Genomic DNA, 20,418 nt, shown 5'->3' with positions numbered 1-20,418 from the left:
TGGGGTGGGTTCGACATCGAGGTGGCTCCTTCTGGTCTTCTGCTCTGCCGTCACGACACAACTGCTGTGCCGACGCGGCGCGGTGCCGGCGGTGGCGCACCGCCTTCCATTGTCCTGCATCCGCCCCCGTACCGCGTACGTGCTCCTGCACGAGCAGCACGAGGGCAAACAAAAAAGCCGAGGCCCCAGCAGATCGCTGGGGCCTCGGCTTTGAATGATTGTTCGGCGGCGTCCTACTCTCCCACAGGGTCCCCCCTGCAGTACCATCGGCGCTGTAAGGCTTAGCTTCCGGGTTCGGAATGTAACCGGGCGTTTCCCTCACGCTATGACCACCGAAACCCTATTGGGTTCAGCGAACACACTTTTTAATTGAGAAGTGTTCAGTTCACCGAAAGGCTGTTCGCAGCCTGAGAACTACACAGTGGACGCGGAGCAACTATGGACAAGCCCTCGGCCTATTAGTACCGGTCAGCTCCACCCCTCACGAGGCTTCCACACCCGGCCTATCAACCCAGTCGTCTACTGGGAGCCTTACCCACTCAAGGTGGTGGGAGCCCTCATCTCGAAGCAGGCTTCCCGCTTAGATGCTTTCAGCGGTTATCCCTCCCGAACGTAGCCAACCAGCCATGCCCTTGGCAGAACAACTGGCACACCAGAGGTCCGTCCGTCCCGGTCCTCTCGTACTAGGGACAGCCCTTCTCAAGACTCCTACGCGCACAGCGGATAGGGACCGAACTGTCTCACGACGTTCTAAACCCAGCTCGCGTACCGCTTTAATGGGCGAACAGCCCAACCCTTGGGACCTACTCCAGCCCCAGGATGCGACGAGCCGACATCGAGGTGCCAAACCATCCCGTCGATATGGACTCTTGGGGAAGATCAGCCTGTTATCCCCGGGGTACCTTTTATCCGTTGAGCGACGGCGCTTCCACAAGCCACCGCCGGATCACTAGTCCCTGCTTTCGCACCTGCTCGACCCGTCGGTCTCACAGTCAAGCTCCCTTGTGCACTTACACTCAACACCTGATTGCCAACCAGGCTGAGGGAACCTTTGGGCGCCTCCGTTACCCTTTAGGAGGCAACCGCCCCAGTTAAACTACCCACCAGACACTGTCCCTGATCCGGATCACGGACCCAGGTTAGACATCCAGCACGACCAGAGTGGTATTTCAACGATGACTCCACCATGACTGGCGTCACAGCTTCACAGTCTCCCACCTATCCTACACAAGCCGAACCGAACACCAATATCAAGCTATAGTAAAGGTCCCGGGGTCTTTCCGTCCTGCTGCGCGAAACGAGCATCTTTACTCGTAATGCAATTTCACCGGGCCCGTGGTTGAGACAGTCGAGAAGTCGTTACGCCATTCGTGCAGGTCGGAACTTACCCGACAAGGAATTTCGCTACCTTAGGATGGTTATAGTTACCACCGCCGTTTACTGGCGCTTAAGTTCTCAGCTTCGCCACGACGAATCATGACTAACCGGTCCCCTTAACGTTCCAGCACCGGGCAGGCGTCAGTCCGTATACATCGCCTTACGGCTTCGCACGGACCTGTGTTTTTAGTAAACAGTCGCTTCTCGCTGGTCTCTGCGGCCACCACCAGCTCAGAGTGCAAGACCCCTCACCAGCAATGGCCCCCCTTCTCCCGAAGTTACGGGGGCATTTTGCCGAGTTCCTTAACCACGGTTCACCCGAACGCCTCGGTATTCTCTACCTGACCACCTGAGTCGGTTTGGGGTACGGGCCGCCACAGAACTCGCTAGAGGCTTTTCTCGACAGCATAGGATCATCCACTTCACCACAATCGGCTCGGCATCAGGTCTCAGACTATATGCAGGGCGGATTTGCCTACCCCACGTCCTACACCCTTACCCCGGGACAACCACCGCCCGGGCTGGACTACCTTCCTGCGTCACCCCATCGCTCACCTACTACCCTGTTGGACCGGCGGCTCCACCACTCCCCTCGACCCGAAGGTCTCAAGGGCGGCTTCACGGCCTTAGCATTCAGAGGTTCAGCGTTGACGCTCTACAGCGGGTACGGGAATATCAACCCGTTGTCCATCGACTACGCCTGTCGGCCTCGCCTTAGGTCCCGACTTACCCTGGGCAGATCAGCTTGACCCAGGAACCCTTGGTCAATCGGCGCAAGAGTTTCCCACTCTTGTATCGCTACTCATGCCTGCATTCTCACTCGTATACCGTCCACGACTGGCTCCCGCCGCCGCTTCACCCGGCACACGACGCTCCCCTACCCACCCACACACCCGTTAAGGCTATTTGTGTGAGTGACACGGCTTCGGCGGTGTACTTGAGCCCCGCTACATTGTCGGCGCGGAATCACTTGACCAGTGAGCTATTACGCACTCTTTCAAGGGTGGCTGCTTCTAAGCCAACCTCCTGGTTGTCTCTGCGACTCCACATCCTTTCCCACTTAGCACACGCTTAGGGGCCTTAGCCGGTGTTCTGGGCTGTTTCCCTCTCGACCACGGAGCTTATCCCCCGCAGTCTCACTGCCGCGCTCTCACTTACCGGCATTCGGAGTTTGGCTAAGGTCAGTAACCCGGTGAGGCCCATCGCCTATCCAGTGCTCTACCTCCGGCAAGAAACACACGACGCTGCACCTAAATGCATTTCGGGGAGAACCAGCTATCACGGAGTTTGATTGGCCTTTCACCCCTAACCACAGGTCATCCCCCAGGTTTTCAACCCTGGTGGGTTCGGGCCTCCACACGGTCTTACCCGCGCTTCACCCTGCCCATGGCTAGATCACTCCGCTTCGGGTCTTGGGCATGCGACTAAGAACGCCCTGTTCGGACTCGCTTTCGCTACGGCTACCCCACACGGGTTAACCTCGCCACACACCGCAAACTCGCAGGCTCATTCTTCAAAAGGCACGCAGTCACGGCCCGTCAGCAAGCTGACGAACGACGCTCCCACGGCTTGTAGGCACACGGTTTCAGGTACTATTTCACTCCGCTCCCGCGGTACTTTTCACCATTCCCTCACGGTACTATCCGCTATCGGTCACCAGGGAATATTTAGGCTTAGCGGGTGGTCCCGCCAGATTCACACGGGATTTCTCGGGCCCCGTGCTACTTGGGAAACGCACAAGCAAGCCGCACAGATTTCGTCTACGGGGGTCTTACCCTCTACGCCGGGCCTTTCGCATGCCCTTCGACTACCTGTACGGTTTCTGACTCGCCCAGCCGCCGGCAGACGACTGAAGTACGCTCCCACAACCCCGCACGCGCAACCCCTGCCGGGTATCACACACATACGGTTTAGCCTCATCCGGTTTCGCTCGCCACTACTCCCGGAATCACGGTTGTTTTCTCTTCCTGCGGGTACTGAGATGTTTCACTTCCCGCGTTCCCTCCACACTGCCTATGTGTTCAGCAGCGGGTGACAGCCCATGACGACTGCCGGGTTTCCCCATTCGGACACCCCCGGATCAAAGCTCGGTTGACAGCTCCCCGGGGCCTATCGCGGCCTCCCACGTCCTTCATCGGTTCCTGGTGCCAAGGCATCCACCGTGCGCCCTTAAAAACTTGGCCACAGATGCTCGCGTCCACTGTGCAGTTCTCAAACAACGACCAGCCACCCACCCAGAACAAGCATGGGACCGGCACAACCAGAGGAAACAACCAACCGTTCCCTCAGGACCCAACAGCGCGCCCGACACCACCCAGAACCCCGACCGTTCCACACACCCCCGAAGAGACGCAGTACTGAGAAGAAGCTTCCAGACAGTGCCGAATAGTCAACGTTCCACCCATGAGCAACCGCTCCGAGACACTCGCTCGAAGCCGGCCAATGCTCCTTAGAAAGGAGGTGATCCAGCCGCACCTTCCGGTACGGCTACCTTGTTACGACTTCGTCCCAATCGCTGGTCCCACCTTCGACGGCTCCCTCCCAGAGGGTTGGGCCACCGGCTTCGGGTGTTACCGACTTTCGTGACGTGACGGGCGGTGTGTACAAGGCCCGGGAACGTATTCACCGCAGCATGCTGATCTGCGATTACTAGCGACTCCGACTTCATGGGGTCGAGTTGCAGACCCCAATCCGAACTGAGGCCGGCTTTTTGGGATTCGCTCCACCTCGCGGTATCGCAGCCCATTGTACCGACCATTGTAGCACGTGTGCAGCCCAAGACATAAGGGGCATGATGATTTGACGTCGTCCCCACCTTCCTCCGAGTTGACCCCGGCAGTCTCCTGTGAGTCCCCGACATTACTCGCTGGCAACACAGAACAAGGGTTGCGCTCGTTGCGGGACTTAACCCAACATCTCACGACACGAGCTGACGACAACCATGCACCACCTGTACACCGACCACAAGGGGGCGCCTGTCTCCAGACGTTTCCGGTGTATGTCAAGCCTTGGTAAGGTTCTTCGCGTTGCGTCGAATTAAGCCACATGCTCCGCCGCTTGTGCGGGCCCCCGTCAATTCCTTTGAGTTTTAGCCTTGCGGCCGTACTCCCCAGGCGGGGAACTTAATGCGTTAGCTGCGGCACGGACGACGTGGAATGTCGCCCACACCTAGTTCCCAACGTTTACGGCGTGGACTACCAGGGTATCTAATCCTGTTCGCTCCCCACGCTTTCGCTCCTCAGCGTCAGTATCGGCCCAGAGATCCGCCTTCGCCACCGGTGTTCCTCCTGATATCTGCGCATTTCACCGCTACACCAGGAATTCCGATCTCCCCTACCGAACTCTAGCCTGCCCGTATCGAATGCAGACCCGGGGTTAAGCCCCGGGCTTTCACATCCGACGCGACAGGCCGCCTACGAGCTCTTTACGCCCAATAATTCCGGACAACGCTCGCACCCTACGTATTACCGCGGCTGCTGGCACGTAGTTAGCCGGTGCTTCTTCTGCAGGTACCGTCACTTGCGCTTCTTCCCTGCTGAAAGAGGTTTACAACCCGAAGGCCGTCATCCCTCACGCGGCGTCGCTGCATCAGGCTTTCGCCCATTGTGCAATATTCCCCACTGCTGCCTCCCGTAGGAGTCTGGGCCGTGTCTCAGTCCCAGTGTGGCCGGTCGCCCTCTCAGGCCGGCTACCCGTCGTCGCCTTGGTAGGCCATCACCCCACCAACAAGCTGATAGGCCGCGGGCTCATCCTGCACCGCCGGAGCTTTCCACGCACACCCCATGCGGAGGTACGTCGTATCCGGTATTAGCACCGGTTTCCCGGTGTTGTCCCAGAGTGCAGGGCAGATTGCCCACGTGTTACTCACCCGTTCGCCACTGATCCACCCCGAAGGGCTTCACCGTTCGACTTGCATGTGTTAAGCACGCCGCCAGCGTTCGTCCTGAGCCAGGATCAAACTCTCCGTGAATGTCTCATTCGCGGAAGAGCGGCACGGCATCCGGCGGAATAAGCCGGACCCGCGCACAGCGTCCTCGCTGCACTTCATTCAAAGGAACCCAAAGGGTTCAAATATCTGGCGTTGACTTTTGGCACGCTGTTGAGTTCTCAAGGAACGGACGCTTCCATCGAAACCCCTTCGGGTTTCTCCGGGCGCTTCCCTTCTTCGTGTCTCCAGCTTATCAGATCCGCTTTCCGCTTTTCTGACCCCCGCTGGAGGGGGAATCGCTTGGCGCGACCTCCGCCACATTAGCGCATTTCCTCGGTAATTCGCACATCACGCTGAGCACATACATGCGTGCTCGACCGATGTGAACGAGAAGCCGGGGGGATACTGCGGTGGATGGTCGCTTCGTCCGACGCGGGTGGACCTTGGGTCCTTCCCGTGTGCCGTCCGGTTCAGGCGACTCGTTCCACGTTAGGCCCTATGGGCGCCACCGTCAAACCCCGAGGGCACGGATCTGGCCGGATCCGTGCCCTCGGGGGTGAAGTGCCTGGTCAGACGGGGTGACATCCAGCCAGGGAAACCGCTCGTCGGTCAGCCGGCCGGGGTGAACTCGACCGCCGCCAGGTTGCGCTTGCCACGGCGGAGGAGTAGCCAGCGGCCGTGCAGGAGGTCGGCCTCGGTGGCGGCGGTCTCCTCGTCGGCCACCTTGGCGTTGTTGAGGTAGGCGCCGCCCTCCTTGACCGTCCGGCGGGCGGCCGAGCGGCTGGCGGAGAGGCCGGAGGCGACCAACAGGTCGACCACCGAGCCGAGTTCGGCGACCTGGGCCTTGGGCAGCTCGGCGACGGCGGCGTCCAGGGTGGGGGCGTCGAGGTCGGCGAGTTCACCCTGGCCGAAAAGCGCCTTGGAGGCGGCCACGGCCCGCTCGCACTGGTCGGCGCCGTGGACCAGGGTGGTGAGCTCCTCGGCCAGGGCGCGCTGGGCGGCGCGGGCGGCCGGACGCTCCTCGGTCAGGCGCTCCAGTTCCTCGATTTCCTCCCGCGAGCGGAAGGAGAAGATCCTCAGGAAGGTGGAGACGTCCCGGTCGTCGGCGTTCAGCCAGAACTGGTAGAACGCATACGGCGTGGTGCGCTCGGGGTCGAGCCAGACGGTGCCGGTCTCGGTCTTGCCGAACTTGGTGCCGTCCGCCTTGACGATGAGCGGGGTGGACAGGGCGTGCACCGCCGCGCCGTCGGCCTTGTGGATCAGGTCGACGCCCGCCGTGAGGTTGCCCCACTGGTCGCTGCCGCCGGTCTGGAGGGTGCAGCCGTAGCGCCGGTGCAGCTCCAGGTAGTCCATGCCCTGGAGGACCTGGTAGCTGAACTCGGTGTAGCTGATCCCCGCCTCGGAGTTGAGGCGGCGGGCCACCGCCTCCTTGGCGATCATCTTGTTGACCCGGAAGTACTTGCCGACGTCGCGCAGCAGCTGGATCGCCGACATGCCCGACGTCCAGTCCAGGTTGTTGACCATCCGCGCCGCGTGCGGGCCCTCGAAGTCGAGGAACCGCTCGATCTGGCCGGTCAGCCGCTTCACCCAGCCCGCCACGACCTCGGGGTCGTTGAGGATGCGCTCGGAGTTCGGCTTGGGGTCGCCGATGAGGCCCGTCGCGCCGCCCACCAGGCCGAGCGGCCGGTTGCCGGCCTGCTGGAGCCGCTTGAGGGTGAGGATCTGCACCAGGTTGCCGAGGTGCAGGCTGGGCGCGGTCGGGTCGAAGCCGCAATAGACCGTGACCGGGCCGTCCGCGAACGCCTTGCGCAGTGCGTCCTCGTCGGTGGAGAGGGCGATCAGGCCCCGCCACTGCAGCTCGTCGACGATGTCCGTCACGGTCTCGGGTCTCCTTCGGTCATAGGGCCGCCCGTCTGTGTCGGGGGCGGCCTCTCTCCAGCGTGTCCGAGGGTACGCGGTCGGCGCCAGTCCGTTTCCGCCGGTTCCACCGCTGACCGCCGAGGATGACCTGCGGGCTGCGCGTTCAGCGTGCGGTGCGGCGGCGCGGGCTGTGCGGCCGGTACGGGCTGACGGTGGGGTCGCCCTCGATCCAGTACCGCCAGGGGGTGTCAGCGCCGGCCCCGGAGACGCCGGTGCGCGGACCGCTGAGGACCAGGCCCGGCAGCGGCGGTGAGCCGGTCAGCATCCGGAACGGTGAGTCGGCGGGATCGGCGGGGCAGGCGTCCGCGCCGTCATGCGCCCGGTCGACGCCCAGGGCGAGCGTCATCCTGGCCGGACCCTGGGCCAGCTCGGTGTCCTTGCGGGCGGCGGGGCGGCGCTTGCGGGCCAGCTCCACTCCGGCGGTGATCTCACCGGCCCGCAGCAGCACTCCGGAAGCGGTGCCGGGCGGGCCGCAGACCAGGTTCATGCAGAAGTGCATGCCATAGGTGAAGTAGACGTACACATGCCCCGGTTCGCCGAACATCACGGCATTGCGGGTGGTGCGGCCCCGGTAGGCGTGCGAGCCGGGGTCGTTGGGGCCGTCGTACGCCTCGACCTCGGTGAGGCGCAGCTCGACGGTGCCCTCGGGGAAGGCGCAGACGAGGGTCCGGCCCAGAAGGTCGGGGGCCACCTCCAGCACGGGCCGGTCGAAGAAGTCCCGGGGCAGCGGGGTACGCAGGGGGTCCGTGCTCGGCATGGCCCCGAGGGTAGCCGAGCCATAGGGGGGCGGCGGGCTTGGACGGGTCGGCCGGATTTTGCCAAGGTACGACAAGGTACGACCCGGCAGGCCGCGCTCCGGCTGCGCGGCGAGGTGGACGCGAGGGGGACTTCGATGGGCTTGAAGCGGATACTGGCCGCGCTCGGTGCCGGGGGCGCCTCGGTGGAGACCGTGCTGCACGAGCCGAATGTGGTGCCGGGCGGCGTGGTCCACGGCGAGGTGAGGATCCAGGGCGGCGCGGTGGACCAGCGCATCGAGGGGCTGACGCTGGGCCTCCAGGCCCGGGTGGAGGTGGAGACCCAGGACTCGGAGTACCGGCAGCACGTGGAGTTCCACCGGCAGCGGATCGGTGACGGATTCGCGCTCAAGGAGGGCGCGGTGCATGTGGTGCCGTTTGCGCTGCACATCCCGTATGAGACTCCGGTGACGGCGGTGGCCGGGCAGCGGCTGCGCGGGACGGCGGTGGGGGTGGCCACCGAGCTGGCGATCGACCGGGCGGTGGACGCGGGCGACCTGGACCCGGTCGAGGTGCATCCGCTGCCGGTGCAGCACGCCGTCCTGGACGCCCTGGCGCGGCTGGGCTTCCGCCTCAAGGGGGCGGAGCTGGAGCGCGGGCACCTCCGCAACACCCGGCAGCGGCTGCCGTTCTACCAGGAGATCGAGTTCTTCGCGCCGCCGCGGTATCCGGGGCTGAACGAGGTGGAGCTCTCCTTCATCGCCGATGAGACGGCCGTGGACGTCGTCCTGGAGATGGACCGCAAGGGCGGGCTGTCGGGCGAGGGCAGCGACGCCTTGCGGTCGTTCACGGTGGCGCACTCCGCCGTCGGGTCGACCGACTGGGCGGACTACCTGCACCAGTGGATCCACGCGGTGGGTGGGCGCCGGGGCTGGATCTGAGCCGTTTCGGGGCCTCGGAGCCGCAGGGGCGCTACTAAGGTGGGGGTGATCAAGATCCCCCTTCGAAGGAGGTTCGGGACGTGACCGAGGCCAAGAGGCGGCCCCTTCCGCACGACTTCCACCCGCCGGTGCCGTCGTTCACGGTGGCCAGCGACGACATCCGGGACGGCGCCGTACTGCCCGAGGCCCAGGTGTTCGCGGGCGGCAACACCTCGCCGCAGCTGCGCTGGTCGGGCTTCCCCGAGGAGACCCGCAGCTTCGCGGTGACCTGCTTCGACCCGGATGCGCCGACCGGCAGCGGCTTCTGGCACTGGACGGTGTTCGACATCCCGGCGTCGGTGACCGAGCTGCCGACCGGCGCCGGTACGGGCGGTTTCGCCGGGCTGCCCGAGGGCGCGGTGCAGGTGCGCAACGACTACGGCACGCGGGACTTCGGCGGCGCCGCCCCGCCGCCCGGCGACGGCCCGCACCGCTATGTCTTCACGGTCTACGCGGTGGACAGCGAGAAGCTCGGCCCGGACGCGGAGGCCACCCCGGCGGTGGTCGGGTTCAATCTGCGCTTCCACGCGATTGCGCGGGCCCAGCTCATCGCCACATACGAGAACAAGTGAGGCCGCCGGCCCGAGGCGGTGTCTCGGGCCGGTGACCGGATGCGGCGCGGCCGTGCACCCCTGCCTCGGGGTGCACGGCCGCGCCGTCTGCTGTGCACGGTGCCGCCGCGCCACGGAAATTGCGTTGTTGCGCGGAGGGCCGCCGATCCACAGTGGACCCACTCCGCCACGGGGGCGGGAGTGTGGCTGGGAGGTGTCCGCGATGCGGAACACGCTGGTGCTGAACGCGGGTTACGAGCCGCTGACGACCGTGTCGCTCCAGCGCGCGGTGGTGCTGCTGCTCCAGGACAAGGCCGTGGTGGAGCAGGCGCACCCGCTGCGCGTGGTGCGGGGTACCGGGGTCGAGCTGCCGGTGCCGCAGGTGATCAGGCTGACCCGGTACGTCAGAGTGCCGTTCCGACAACGAGCGGCGTGGTCGCGGCGGGGTGTGCTGGTGCGCGACCAGCACCGGTGCGCGTACTGCGGGCGCCGGGCGACCACCGTGGACCATCTGGTGCCCAGGTCGCGCGGCGGGTCGGACAGTTGGCTCAACACCGTGGCGGCGTGCGCCGAGGACAACCAGCGCAAGGCCGACCGGACGCCGGAGCAGGCCGGGATGGCGCTGCTGCGGACACCCTTCGAGCCGACCCCGGAGGCGTCGCTGGTCCTGGCGCTGGGGCTGCGCCAGGCGGACGTGGGCGAACTCGCGGGCTGGCTGCCACGGCCCGCCTGAGACCGGCCCGCCTGAGACCGGCCCGCCTGAGACCCGCCCGCCTGAGACCGGGGCGGTGGAACCTCGCTGGGGAGGGTTCCACCGCCCCACCGGTCACTTCGCGGCCTGGTAGGCGGTCGCGGAGGTGCCGTAGGTCGAGGTGAAGGTGGGCACGGCGACGACCAGGCCGTCGGCGGTCAGCAGCCGGCCCGCGCCGAGCAGCGAGCCGGTGCCCTTGGGGAAGCCGCCGCCCGCCGACTCCCGGCCGTCCGCCAGGGTGAGGCGGCTGAGGTGGGCGGGCTGGTCGGTGCGCTCCTCGGTGGCGACCACCAGGGCGTCGCCGTCGATGCCGACCGGCTGCACCTTGCCCTTCTCCTGGGCGGTGGTCTTCCAGAGCTGCCGACCGGTCTTCAGGTCGACTGCGGTGAGGGAGCCGTTGGCGGGGGTGGTGCCGTTCGCCGGGACGAGCGCGGTGGTCAGGGTGGTGCCCCGGAAGAAGACGCCCGGGTTGGCGTCCAGGGAGCCACGGCCCACGTCGAGTCGGCCGTCGGGCCGGGTGACCGGGACGTCGGCGCCCGAGTTGCCCTTCTCGTCCCAGTAGTGGATCCGGTCGTCCGCCTCACTGCCGGCCGTGGTGAGGACCACGGCGGGTTCGGCGGAGAGTACGGAGACGGTCTTGGGGGTGCCGAGGCCGCGCCACCAGATGAGCCGGCCGCTTGCCGCGTCCAGCGCGACGACCTGCTCCTTGGGGCTGGTGTCGGCGCAACTGCTGTGCAGCAGCACGGTGTTGCCGGAGCCGGTGCCGGAGAGGGTGCAGAACTTGCCGCGTCCGACGTTGTCCCACTTCTGCTTGCCGGTGGCGGCTTCGTAGCCGACCGCCTTGGAGTCGCCGACGGCGACCACCCGGGTGTCGTTGACCATGACCTGGGCGCCGTAGACGCCCTTGGCGTCGGAGAGGGTCTTGGTCCACTGCTGCGCGCCGGTGGCGGTGTCCACGGCGGAGAGCAGGGTGCAGTTCTTGCCGCCTGCCTTGGGGGTGTACAGCACCGCGCCGATCCCGCCGCCGCCGACCGTGTGCGACATTCCGCAGGGCACCGCGCCGGGCTTGGGGGGCTGGAGGCTCCACACCTGCTTGCCGGTGGCGAGGTCGTAGGCGTGGACGCCGGTGCCGTCGCCACGGACGACGGCCTTGGCCAGCAGCCAGCTGCCGAGCAGGCTGTCGTCGGCGCCGGCGGCGGCGGGCTGGGCCGCCCAGGTCTTGGTGTGGTCGACGGAGAAGCCGGCCGAGGCGCCGCTGTCGTCGCCCGCGACGGTGTCGCCGGTGCCGTCGCCGCCGGCCACATAGACGCCGGCGCTGATCAGGACCACCAGCGCGGCGGAGCCGATACCGGTGCGGATCAGCAGGGTGCGGCGGTCGGGGCCGTTGCTGCCTCCGGTGAGGACGCTGCGGGCGCGGTCGGCGAGGCTCCGGCGGGGGGCGTCGCCGGTCGGGGCGGCGGGGGCGGTGGCGGCCGGGACCGGGGCGGGATGTGACGGGGGGTCGGGGAAGCCGTCTGCGGCGAGCCGGTCCGGGGTGCCGTAGTCGGGGGCCTGCCACTGCTGGGTGGCGGCCTCGTCGACGGGGGTGGTGGGGGCGCCGGGCTGCTGGTAGTCCTGGTACGGCTGCTGGGCGGTGTAGTCCTGGTAGCCCTGGGCGGCGCCGCCGTAGGGGTCGGCGTAGCCGTACCCGGTGGTGTCGTAGGACTGGCCGTACTGGTCCTGGCCGTACTGCTGCTGGCCGTAATGCTGCTGGTCGTACGACTGTTGGCCGTACTGCTGTTGGCCGGTCTGCTGTTGGCCGTACTGGTCCTGGCCGTAAGAGGGCTGCTGCTGCTCGTAGCCGCCGTAGTAGGTCTGCTGCTGGGCCTGCGCCTGGTTGCCCCAGGCGTCCTGGCCGCTGCCGTATGCCTCGTAGCCGCCCGGTATGCCGCTCTCGGCGGGGGGTACCTGGCCGGGGGGCCACTGCTGCCCGTAGTCGTACTCCGAGGGCTGCTGCCCGCCGCTGCCGGAAGGTTCCTGAGCCATGAAGTCCCGTCCGTCCCGCCTGGATGATCTGTCGGCCAGCATCTCACGAACGGCGGCGGCGCCCGTCCGGCGTTCGGAGCGCGGGCGCGGGAGGGACGGGAGCGGCGGGGCGGCGGGGGTCAGCCGTGGGCGGTGACGGCCTGGTCGATGCGGGCGGCGAGGTCGAAGTCGAGTGCGGTGAGGCCGCCGGCGGAGTGGGTGCTGAGGGTGAAGTGCAGGGTGCGCCAGCGGATGTCGATGTCGGGGTGGTGGTCCATCGCCTCGGCCTGCTCGGCGACCGCGACCACCACGCGGATGGCGGCGGGGAAGTCGGCTGCCTCGGCGGTCCGGCGGATGGAGTCGCCGTCACGGGTCCAGTCGGGCAGGGCCGTGAGGCGGAGGGCGATCTCGGGCTCGGTGAGCCGGGGGGCTGCGGGCATGGGTCTGCTCCCGGTGGGGACGGCGTACGGGCGTCGGGTCCGACCCTGGCAGAGGGCGGAGCGGCCGTCGAGCCCCGTTCGGCCGGGTGGAGTCAGTCGATGAGCAGCCGGATGACGGCGGCGAGGCCGACGACGACGATCAGGGAGCGCAGGGCGATGGGCGGCAGGCGGCGGCCGACCCTGGCGCCGATCACGCCGCCGATCGCCGCGCCGGCGGCGATCAGCAGCACGGCGGTCCAGTCGAAGTGGGCGACAAAGAGGAAGAAGATCGCGGCCACGCCGTTGACCAGGAGGGCGAGCACATTCTTGGTGGCGTTGAGCCGCTGGAGGTCCTCGTCCAGCAGCATGCCCATCAGGGCCAGCATCAGCACGCCCTGGGCGGCGCCGAAGTAGCCGCCGTAGATGCCGGTGAGGAAGATCCCGGTCATCAGCAGCGGCCCGGCGTCGCGGTGTCCGGTCGTCCGGCGGCGGGCGGCGACGGCCTTGGCGAGGCGGGGCTGGAGGATCACCAGGACCACGGCGAGCACGATCAGCGCCGGGACGGCGGCCTTGAAGGCGCTGCCGGGCAGCACGATCAGCAGCAGGGCGCCGACCAGGCCGCCGAGCAGCGCGGCGGCGCCGAGGCGCAGCAGGCGGGGGCGCTGGCCGACCAGTTCGCGGCGGTAGCCGATGGCGCCGCTGAGCGATCCGGGGACCAGGCCGAGGGAGTTGGAGACATTGGCGGTGACGGGGGGCAGGCCGACGGCGAGCAGCACGGGGAAGGTGAGCAGGGTGCCGGAGCCGACGATGGTGTTGATGGTGCCGGCGCCGATGCCTGCGGCGAAGACCGCCACCGCCTCCCAGGGTGTCATCGCCGTGCCCCTTCGCTGTCGAACCGTCCGGGTGTCCGATCATCCAGCATGGTGGGGGGCGGTGGAGCGTGGGGGTCCGGGATGCGGACGAGGGCGGGGAACGGCGTTGCCGTTCCCCGCCCTCGTCGCTCGGGCTGTCGTCAGCCCGGTGTCACTCGGGGTCGATCGACGGGTACTCGCGGGCCGGGTCGACGCGGGGGCGGGCGGCGCCCTTGTCGAGGTCGGCGGGCGGGGTGGGGCCGGCCGGCTGGTGGCCGCCGCCGCCGGGGCCGCCGGCGAAACCGGCGAAGGCTCCGCCGAGGCCCTTGAGGGCGTCGCCGACCTCGCTGGGGATGATCCAGAGCTTGTTGGCGTTGCCCTCGGCGAGCTTGGGGAGGGTCTGGAGGTACTGGTAGGCCAGCAGCTTCTGGTCCGGGTTGCCCGCGTGGATGGACTCGAAGACGGTGCGGATGGCGGCGGCTTCACCGTCGGCGCGCAGCACGGCGGCCTGCGCCTCGCCCTCCGCCTCCAGGACCGCGGCCTGCTTCTGGCCCTCGGCGGTGAGGATGGCGGCCTGCTTGGTGCCCTCGGCGGTGAGGATGGCGGCGCGCTTGTCGCGGTCGGCGCGCATCTGCTTCTCCATCGAGTCCTGGATGGAGGTGGGCGGCTCGATGGCCTTGAGCTCGACCCGGTTGACGCGGATGCCCCACTTGCCGGTGGCCTCGTCGAGGACGCCGCGCAGCGCCGCGTTGATCTCCTCACGGGAGGTCAGGGTGCGCTCCAGGTCCATGCCGCCGATGATGTTGCGCAGCGTGGTGACGGTGAGCTGCTCGATGGCCTGGATGTAGCTGGCGACCTCGTAGGTGGCCGCGCGCGGGTCGGTGACCTGGTAGTAGATGACGGTGTCGATGTTGACCACCAGGTTGTCCTGGGTGATCACCGGCTGCGGCGGGAAGGGCACGACCTGCTCACGCAGGTCGATGCGGTTCCGGATGGTGTCGATGAACGGCACCACGATGTTGAGTCCGGCGTTGAGCGTGCGGGTGTAGCGGCCGAAGCGCTCCACGATCGCCGCGCTGGCCTGCGGGATGACCTGGATCGTCTTGATCAGTGCGATGAACGACAGCACCACCAGGATGACCAGGACGATGAGGACGGGTTCCAACGCGCTCTCCTATACGACGAGGGCGGTGGCGCCCTCGATCTCTACGACATCCACGTGCTGGCCGGGTTCGTAAGTGGTGCCGGGGTTGAGGGCTCGCGCCGACCAGATCTCGCCGTTGAGCTTGATCCGTCCGCCCTCGCCGTCCACCCGCTCCTGGACGACGGCGGAGGCGCCCTTGAGCGCGTCGATGCCCATCCGTACCGGTGGCCCCTGCTTGAGGTGGCGATAGGCAATGGGCCGCACCACCACCAGCAGCGCGACCGAGACCGCGACGAAGACGATGAACTGGGTCACCACATTCGCGCCGAGACCGGCTGCCGCCGCGGTGGCAAGCGCGCCCACCCCGAACATGCCGAACTCGGGCATCGCGGTGATCACCAGCGGAATGCCCAGACCCACGGCGACGAGAAGCCACCACACCCAGCTGTCCACGCCCCCATCCTAGGCACCAATCACCGGCCGGGGAACCGTTTTCGCAGGTCGATGGGCAGGAACCGGCCGCCCTTGATCGGGGCGGCCGGCGGCCGGGCCGGCGGGAACCCTCAGGTGAGCGGCAGGCCCTGGGCGGTCCAGCGGTCACCGCGGCGCTCCAGGGTGAGGGGGAGGCCGAAGCAGAGGGAGAGGTTGCGGGCGCTGAGCTCGGTGTCGATCGGACCGGCCGCGAGCACCTTTCCCTGACGGATCATCAGTACATGGGTGAAGCCGGGGGCGATCTCCTCGACATGGTGGGTGACCATCACCATGGAGGGGGCGTAGCGGTCCTGGGCGAGCGCGCCGAGGCGGCGGACCAGGTCCTCGCGTCCGCCGAGGTCCAGCCCTGCGGCGGGCTCGTCCAGCAGCAGCAGCTCGGGGTCGGTCATCAGGGCGCGGGCGATCAGGGTGCGCTTGCGCTCGCCCTCGGAGAGGGTGCCGAAGCGGCGGTCGCGGAACTCGGCCATGCCCAGGCGGTCCAGCAGCAGGAGGGCGCGGAACTCGTCGGTGGTGTCGTACTTCTCGTGCCAGTGGGCGGTCATGCCGTACGCGGCGGTGAGCACGGTGTCCAGGACGGTCTGGCTGCGCGGCAGCTTGTCGACCATGGCGGCGCCGGCGGTGCCGATCCGGGGGCGGAGGTCGAAGACGTCGACGGAGCCGAGCTTCTCACCGAGGATCTGGGCGGTGCCGGAGGTCGGGAAGAGATAGCTGGAGGCGATCTGGAGGAGGGTGGTCTTGCCTGCGCCGTTGGGCCCGAGGATGACCCAGCGTTCCCCTTCGGCCACCGCCCAGGACACCTGGTCCACCAGCGCGCGGCCGTCGCGGACCACGGATACGTCCACCAGCTCGAGAACGTCGCTCATGCGTACGCCTTCCCCAATTCGGATTCGGCCTTCCCCGAGCGGATCCGGGGCGGATCCGAAGGGGGCGGTCCACTCGTGTCGACTTCGCCGCGCGCGCCGCGCGGAGCACGACCCAAACCTACGCCACGCGGATGACGGGCTTGTCCGTAGGCTGGTCTGATGCTCGACACTCCGACCGGAAACCCGATCCCCGAGGACCTGCACAAGGAGCCCCGCGCCGGGCGGCTGGCCGCCTGGGGCAACGCCCTGCTGGGCGGCTTCGCGCCGCCGGACGACGCCGCCTCGGCGGTCACCGGGCCCGACGAGGCGCACCGGGTGACCGGGCTGCCCGGCGACGGACCGGCCGACCGGCATGCGCTGACCTGGGCGCTGGGGCGGCTGCGGGCGCTGGGGGTGACGGGGTTCCGGCTGGCGCTGCCGGTGCCGGGCCATCCGCTGGGGCTGACCGGGCCCGCCGGGTTCAACGACCGGGCGATGGCGGCCGGTGAGGCGGTGCTGACGGTGGGTGGAGCGGCGCTGGGGCTGGTGCCGGAGGTGGAGTGGTTCGGACCGCCCGGTGACCGCGCGGCGACCGTGCTGTGGCACTGCTCCCCCGTACGGGAGGCGCCCCCGGCGGACGTCCCCTCGCTGCGGGAGGCCGAGCGGGAGTTGGCCGAGGTCATGCGGGAGGCGACGGCGGTGCTGGCCCGGCTTGACGTGGGCGGCGCGGGCCCGGAGGCGCTGCGCGCGCTGGAGGCGTACCGGCGCCGCCGCCACCGCGAGCTGCTGGCGCCGGGCTATCCGCCGCGTGCGGTGCGGGTGCTGGAGTCGGCGCAGCGGGTCTCGGCGCTGCTGGCCATCGCGGGCGGCGGGGACGGTGCGGCGGTGAGCGCCTCGGAGATGGCGGCGCGCGCGGACGCGCTCCGTCCGCTGGAGCGGGCGGCCCGGCGGGCCCAGGTGGCGGCGTACAACGCGGCCGTCGACGAACGGGCCGCCGACGAGCCGAGCTGAGCGGTGCTGAGCGGTGCTGTTGCTGAGCGGTGCTGTTGCTGAGCCGTGCTGAGCCGTGCCGCACGGCGCCGGTGTGCGGTGCGGTGCGGCACGGCGGAGGGTGCGGCGAGGTGCCGGAGACCGCCTAGGGGCGGGGGGCGGCGGCCAGTTGGCGGGACTGGGCGACGAGGCGGCCGGTGGAGTCCCAGACCTCGGCGTCCTCCTCCAGGTAGCCGCCGGCCAGGTTGCGGGTGGTGTGGGAGACCAGCAGCCAGCCCGGGGCGGGCTTGGCCCGGACGTGGACGGTCAGCTCCAGGGTGGGGGTCCAGCCGAAGAGGCCGAGGTCGAAGGTGACCGGGGGCAGCGAGTCGGCGGCGAGCAGCAGCATCAGCGGGTCGGGGTCGCGGCCGTCGGCCAGCCGCAGCCAGCCCCGGATGGTGCCGCTGCCGGAGGGGACGCCGAGCGCCCAGCCGACGCAGGCGGGGTCCAGCCGCAGGTCGAGGCGGTGCAGCAGGTCGGCCTGGGCGAGGAAGTCCGGGGGTGCCTGGTCGGCGCCGATGCACTGGTCGGGCGGGGGCAGCTCGGGCGGGGTGGCGGAGGTGCGGACGTCCTCGGGGAGGGCGTCGAGGTCGCCGTAGGTGGCCAGGGCGCGCAGCCGCTCGGCCCGGGTGCCGTCGGGGCGCTGCTGGATGAGGGAGACCTGTCCGGTGGAGACGCTGCGGCCCCGGCGGACGACCTCGGTGTGCAGGGTGGCGGGGCCGGGGGTGGAGGCGGAGAGGTAGTAGGCGGAGATGGAGTACGGGTCGGGGTGGCCGGAGCCGCTGCGCAGCTCGCGGGAGAGGGCGCGGGCGGCGGTGGCGAGCAGCAGGCCGCCGTTGATGCCGCCGCCGATGCGCCAGCCGCCGTCGAGTTCGGTGCGGTAGACGCCGGGCTCGGCGGGGTGCTCGGTGACGGCGGTGCCCCGGTCGAACTCGGTGTCCCCGGGCCGGGCTGCGGTGTCCATGGCGGTCATGGAGTGCATGTTACTCGCGGGTATGGGACCAGGGGCGCCCGGCTGCCCCATTGCGTACCGCCCAGAGCGCGGCCTGGGTGCGGTCGGCGAGGTCCAGCTTCATCAGGATGTTGGACACATGCGTCTTCACGGTCTTCTCGGAGAGGTGCAGGGCGCGGGCGATCTCCCGGTTGGACCGCCCGTCGGCGATATGGCTCAGCACCTCCTGCTCGCGCTCGGTCAGGGTGCCGCCGCGGCCCTGCGGCGGACGCGGGCCGTCGTCGGCCAGCAGCGCCCCGGCCAGCTCCGGCTGGAGCAGCACATGCCCGGCGTGCACCGAGCGGATGGCCCCGGCCAGCGCATCGGGGTCGACGTCCTTGTACACATAGCCGGCGGCACCGGCCCGGAGGGCGGGCACCACCGTGCGGTGCTCGGTGAAGCTGGTGACGATCAGCACCCTGGCCGGGTTGCCGCGCTCCCGCAGGGTGCGCAGCGCCTCGATGCCGTCGGTGCCGGGCATCTTGACGTCCATCAGCACCACGTCCGGCGCCAGCTCCTCGGTACGGGCGACCCCCTCCGCGCCGTCGGCGGCCTCGCCCACCACCTCGATGTCGTCCTGCACCTCCAGAAAGGTGCGCAGGCCCCGGCGGACCACCTGGTGGTCGTCGACCAGCAGCACCCGGATGCGCGGCCGGGCCGCGCCTGTCTCAGCCACCGGGGACCTCCATCTCCACCACGGTCCCCTTGCCGGGGGCCGACTCCACGGTCAGCGCACCGCTCACCCCGGCGGCGCGGTCGCGCATCGAGACCAGGCCGAGGTGGCGGCCCGCCCGGCGGACGGCGGCCGGGTCGAAGCCGCAGCCGTCGTCCACCACCCGCAGCACGGCGCCCCGGGCGGCGGTGCCGCGCAGCTCCACGGCGACGGAGGCCGCCTGGGCATGGCGCAGCGCGTTGTGCAGCGCCTCCTGGGCGACCCGCAGCACCGCCTCCTCGTGGGCGGCGGGCAGCGCGCGTACGCCGTCGGCGGTGAAGCTGACCCGCGCGGAGTGGGCCCGGTTCAGCACCTCGACCTGGGAGGCGAGGGTGGGGAGCAGCCCGTCCTCGTCCAGCGCGGCGGGGCGCAGCTCCACCACCACGGCCCGCAGTTCGTCGGCGGCCTCGGCGGCCAGCCGGGAGACCTCGGCGAGTTCGCTGCGGGCGCGGGCCGGGTCGCGGTCCAGGAGCGCGGTGGCGGCCTGGGCGGTCAGCCGCAGCGAGAAGAGCTTCTGCGAGACGGCGTCGTGCAGTTCGTGGGCGATACGGGCCCGCTCGCCGGAGAGGGTCAGTTCGCGGCTGCGCTCGTACAGCCGGGCGTTGGTGAGGGCGAGGGCGGCGTGCGCGGCCAGGATGCGGGCCAGTTCCTCGTCGTGGTCGGTGAACCCGGCCGGGCCGCGCTTGTTGGCGAGGAAGATCGCGCCGATGGTCTCGTCGCCGTCCACGATGGGCACGCCGAGGAAGTCGGTCATCTCCGGGTGCGCGGCGGGCCAGCCCTCGAAGCGGGGGTCACGGCGTACGTCGGCGAGCCGCTGGGGGGCGGCCTCGCGCAGCATCGCGGCGAGCACGCCGTGCTGGCGGGGCAGCGGGCCGATCGTCCGCCACTGCGCGTCGCTGACGCCGTCCACCACGAACTGGGCGAAGCCGCCGTGGTCGTCGGGCACACCCAGGGCGGCGTACTCGGCGTCCAGCAGGGAGCGGGCGGAGGCGGTGATGCGCCGCAGCACCTCGCGGACCTCCAGGTGGCGGCTCATCGCCAGCACGGCACCGCTGACCGCCTCGATACCGGCCAGGCAGGGGTCCGCCGGACGGCAGCCGCAGCCGCGCGGGAGCCTCGGCGGCTGCGGGTCGGCGGGCGGGGGTGTCGGCATGCCGCCACCGTACCGCCGGGGGATGGGCGGGGCATCGGCCCGGCGGTAGGGGCGGCGCAGGACCGGGGACCTAGGTCGGCGGGCCTGGTTGCGGTGGCGGTTGCGGTGGCGGTCGCGGTGCCCGCGAGGCCGGGGGCCTGGGAGGAAGGGCATCGCCGTGCGGGGTGGCCTGGATGAGCCGGCCGCCTCGCACCTGCCGATGCCGAAGGCGGTGGGCGCTGGGGGCCCGGTAGCTCCGGCGGGTGGGCTGTGACGCCTCCCACACCCGGGGATGGCGGTACGACGGTGGATAGTAGCCGCCTCGGTCGGGTTTGCGGGTGGCTCCGCCGCCCGGCGGCCGGGCGGGCGGGCCGCAGCCGGGAAGCGGAGTACGGGCGGGTGTCCGTCACTTCCACGACCAGGCCCGGCCGGTCCGGTTTGCCCTGGTTTGGTGGTGCGTGGGCGTCCGTCGCCGCAGCCGTCCCCCGGCTGTGCCGGGCCTGCGGACTACGATCCGCCGTCGTATCAGCGGGGCTTGCCGGGCGTTCGGCCGCCTGCCAA

At 69.3% G+C, this 20,418-nt stretch carries 15 protein-coding genes and 3 rRNA genes; 4 read left to right on the top strand and 14 right to left on the bottom strand.

Translation table 11 applies throughout. From position 1 onward, the window contains the following. Nucleotides 1-220: 220 nt before the first annotated feature. The 5 genes from rrf to C7M71_RS24385 all read right to left on the bottom strand — a co-directional run bounded on the left by rrf (nucleotide 221) and on the right by C7M71_RS24385 (nucleotide 7,982). Nucleotides 221-337: ribosomal RNA gene (gene rrf, locus C7M71_RS24405) — 5S ribosomal RNA — on the bottom strand. Between the two features lie 101 nt (nucleotides 338-438). After that, nucleotides 439-3,560: ribosomal RNA gene (locus tag C7M71_RS24400) — 23S ribosomal RNA — on the bottom strand. 270 nt (nucleotides 3,561-3,830) lie between these two features. After that, nucleotides 3,831-5,347 (bottom strand): 16S ribosomal RNA (locus C7M71_RS24395). The 16S, 23S and 5S rRNA genes sit together here, the layout of an rRNA operon. 567 nt (nucleotides 5,348-5,914) lie before the next feature. Then, nucleotides 5,915-7,183 (bottom strand): tyrosine--tRNA ligase, encoded by a 1,269-nt coding sequence (gene tyrS, locus C7M71_RS24390; RefSeq protein WP_111491549.1) that lies wholly within the window; start codon nucleotides 7,181-7,183, stop codon nucleotides 5,915-5,917. A 145-nt stretch (nucleotides 7,184-7,328) separates the two neighbouring features. Further along, a complete protein-coding gene (locus C7M71_RS24385; protein WP_111491547.1) occupies nucleotides 7,329-7,982 on the bottom strand; it encodes a DNA-3-methyladenine glycosylase in 654 nt (217 codons plus the stop codon). A gap of 135 nt (nucleotides 7,983-8,117) precedes the next feature. Here C7M71_RS24385 and C7M71_RS24380 point away from each other — a divergent pair, with 135 nt between their 5' ends. The 3 genes from C7M71_RS24380 (at nucleotide 8,118) to C7M71_RS24370 (ending at nucleotide 10,223) form a co-directional block, all read left to right on the top strand. Further along, nucleotides 8,118-8,900 (top strand): sporulation protein, encoded by a 783-nt coding sequence (locus C7M71_RS24380; RefSeq protein ID WP_111491545.1) that lies wholly within the window; start codon nucleotides 8,118-8,120, stop codon nucleotides 8,898-8,900. 80 nt (nucleotides 8,901-8,980) lie between these two features. Continuing rightward, nucleotides 8,981-9,511 carry a YbhB/YbcL family Raf kinase inhibitor-like protein gene (locus C7M71_RS24375; RefSeq protein WP_111491544.1) on the top strand — a complete coding sequence of 177 codons (531 nt, stop codon included), beginning with the start codon at nucleotides 8,981-8,983 and terminating at the stop codon, nucleotides 9,509-9,511. 202 nt (nucleotides 9,512-9,713) lie between these two features. Further along, the gene (locus C7M71_RS24370; RefSeq protein ID WP_111491542.1) at nucleotides 9,714-10,223 is read left to right on the top strand and encodes an HNH endonuclease; all 510 of its coding nucleotides are present in this window, start codon (nucleotides 9,714-9,716) and stop codon (nucleotides 10,221-10,223) included. A gap of 93 nt (nucleotides 10,224-10,316) precedes the next feature. On the opposite strand, the gene C7M71_RS24365 is transcribed toward C7M71_RS24370, so the two are convergent. From C7M71_RS24365 to C7M71_RS24340, 6 genes are all read right to left on the bottom strand, one after another. Then, nucleotides 10,317-12,266 carry an outer membrane protein assembly factor BamB family protein gene (locus C7M71_RS24365; protein WP_111491540.1) on the bottom strand — a complete coding sequence of 650 codons (1,950 nt, stop codon included), beginning with the start codon at nucleotides 12,264-12,266 and terminating at the stop codon, nucleotides 10,317-10,319. Between the two features lie 119 nt (nucleotides 12,267-12,385). Then, a complete protein-coding gene (locus C7M71_RS24360; RefSeq protein ID WP_111491538.1) occupies nucleotides 12,386-12,685 on the bottom strand; it encodes a 4a-hydroxytetrahydrobiopterin dehydratase in 300 nt (99 codons plus the stop codon). 92 nt (nucleotides 12,686-12,777) lie between these two features. Next, a complete protein-coding gene (locus C7M71_RS24355; RefSeq protein ID WP_111491536.1) occupies nucleotides 12,778-13,536 on the bottom strand; it encodes a sulfite exporter TauE/SafE family protein in 759 nt (252 codons plus the stop codon). Between the two features lie 151 nt (nucleotides 13,537-13,687). Then, nucleotides 13,688-14,680, bottom strand: a complete 993-nt coding sequence (locus tag C7M71_RS24350; RefSeq protein ID WP_111491534.1) for an SPFH domain-containing protein — start codon at nucleotides 14,678-14,680, stop codon at nucleotides 13,688-13,690. Between the two features lie 9 nt (nucleotides 14,681-14,689). Then, nucleotides 14,690-15,112, bottom strand: a complete 423-nt coding sequence (locus C7M71_RS24345; RefSeq protein WP_229758883.1) for an NfeD family protein — start codon at nucleotides 15,110-15,112, stop codon at nucleotides 14,690-14,692. A gap of 110 nt (nucleotides 15,113-15,222) precedes the next feature. Then, the gene (locus C7M71_RS24340; protein WP_111491533.1) at nucleotides 15,223-16,014 is read right to left on the bottom strand and encodes an ABC transporter ATP-binding protein; all 792 of its coding nucleotides are present in this window, start codon (nucleotides 16,012-16,014) and stop codon (nucleotides 15,223-15,225) included. Between the two features lie 159 nt (nucleotides 16,015-16,173). On the opposite strand from C7M71_RS24340, the gene C7M71_RS24335 reads away from it, so the two are divergent. Next, entirely contained in the window at nucleotides 16,174-17,004 is an 831-nt protein-coding gene (locus tag C7M71_RS24335; RefSeq protein WP_407675939.1) for a hypothetical protein, read from the top strand. A gap of 124 nt (nucleotides 17,005-17,128) precedes the next feature. On the opposite strand, the gene C7M71_RS24330 is transcribed toward C7M71_RS24335, so the two are convergent. From C7M71_RS24330 to C7M71_RS24320, 3 genes are read right to left on the bottom strand one after another with little or no spacing between them, the layout of a single operon-like run. Next, on the bottom strand, nucleotides 17,129-18,004 hold the full coding sequence (locus C7M71_RS24330; RefSeq protein ID WP_111491531.1) for a thioesterase family protein: 876 nt from the start codon (nucleotides 18,002-18,004) through the stop codon (nucleotides 17,129-17,131). 1 nt (nucleotide 18,005) lies between these two features. Continuing rightward, nucleotides 18,006-18,689, bottom strand: coding sequence for a response regulator (locus C7M71_RS24325; RefSeq protein WP_229758882.1), 684 nt, complete (start codon nucleotides 18,687-18,689; stop codon nucleotides 18,006-18,008). Next, nucleotides 18,682-19,761, bottom strand: coding sequence for a GAF domain-containing sensor histidine kinase (locus C7M71_RS24320; protein WP_229759224.1), 1,080 nt, complete (start codon nucleotides 19,759-19,761; stop codon nucleotides 18,682-18,684). The genes C7M71_RS24325 and C7M71_RS24320 overlap by 8 nt, the downstream gene beginning before the upstream one ends. Nucleotides 19,762-20,418 lie beyond the last annotated feature (657 nt).

The organism is Peterkaempfera bronchialis, assembly GCF_003258605.2.
Lineage (GTDB): Bacteria > Actinomycetota > Actinomycetes > Streptomycetales > Streptomycetaceae > Peterkaempfera > Peterkaempfera bronchialis.
Note: the sequence above shows the minus strand (reverse complement) of the source record. Positions and strands in the feature narration are given on the sequence as shown.

What these genes read in the sequence shown, in the direction of transcription:
- C7M71_RS24335 (WP_407675939.1), top strand. Translation starts at nt 16,174, where the DNA reads ATGCTCGACACTCCGACCGGAAACCCGATCCCCGAGGACCTGCACAAG.
- C7M71_RS24365 (WP_111491540.1), bottom strand. Translation starts at nt 12,266, where the DNA reads ATGGCTCAGGAACCTTCCGGCAGCGGCGGGCAGCAGCCCTCGGAGTAC.
- C7M71_RS24385 (WP_111491547.1), bottom strand. Translation starts at nt 7,982, where the DNA reads ATGCCGAGCACGGACCCCCTGCGTACCCCGCTGCCCCGGGACTTCTTC.
- C7M71_RS24370 (WP_111491542.1), top strand. Translation starts at nt 9,714, where the DNA reads ATGCGGAACACGCTGGTGCTGAACGCGGGTTACGAGCCGCTGACGACC.
- C7M71_RS24360 (WP_111491538.1), bottom strand. Translation starts at nt 12,685, where the DNA reads ATGCCCGCAGCCCCCCGGCTCACCGAGCCCGAGATCGCCCTCCGCCTC.
- C7M71_RS24355 (WP_111491536.1), bottom strand. Translation starts at nt 13,536, where the DNA reads ATGACACCCTGGGAGGCGGTGGCGGTCTTCGCCGCAGGCATCGGCGCC.
- C7M71_RS24320 (WP_229759224.1), bottom strand. Translation starts at nt 19,761, where the DNA reads ATGAGCCGCCACCTGGAGGTCCGCGAGGTGCTGCGGCGCATCACCGCC.
- C7M71_RS24380 (WP_111491545.1), top strand. Translation starts at nt 8,118, where the DNA reads ATGGGCTTGAAGCGGATACTGGCCGCGCTCGGTGCCGGGGGCGCCTCG.
- C7M71_RS24340 (WP_111491533.1), bottom strand. Translation starts at nt 16,014, where the DNA reads ATGAGCGACGTTCTCGAGCTGGTGGACGTATCCGTGGTCCGCGACGGC.
- C7M71_RS24330 (WP_111491531.1), bottom strand. Translation starts at nt 18,004, where the DNA reads ATGCACTCCATGACCGCCATGGACACCGCAGCCCGGCCCGGGGACACC.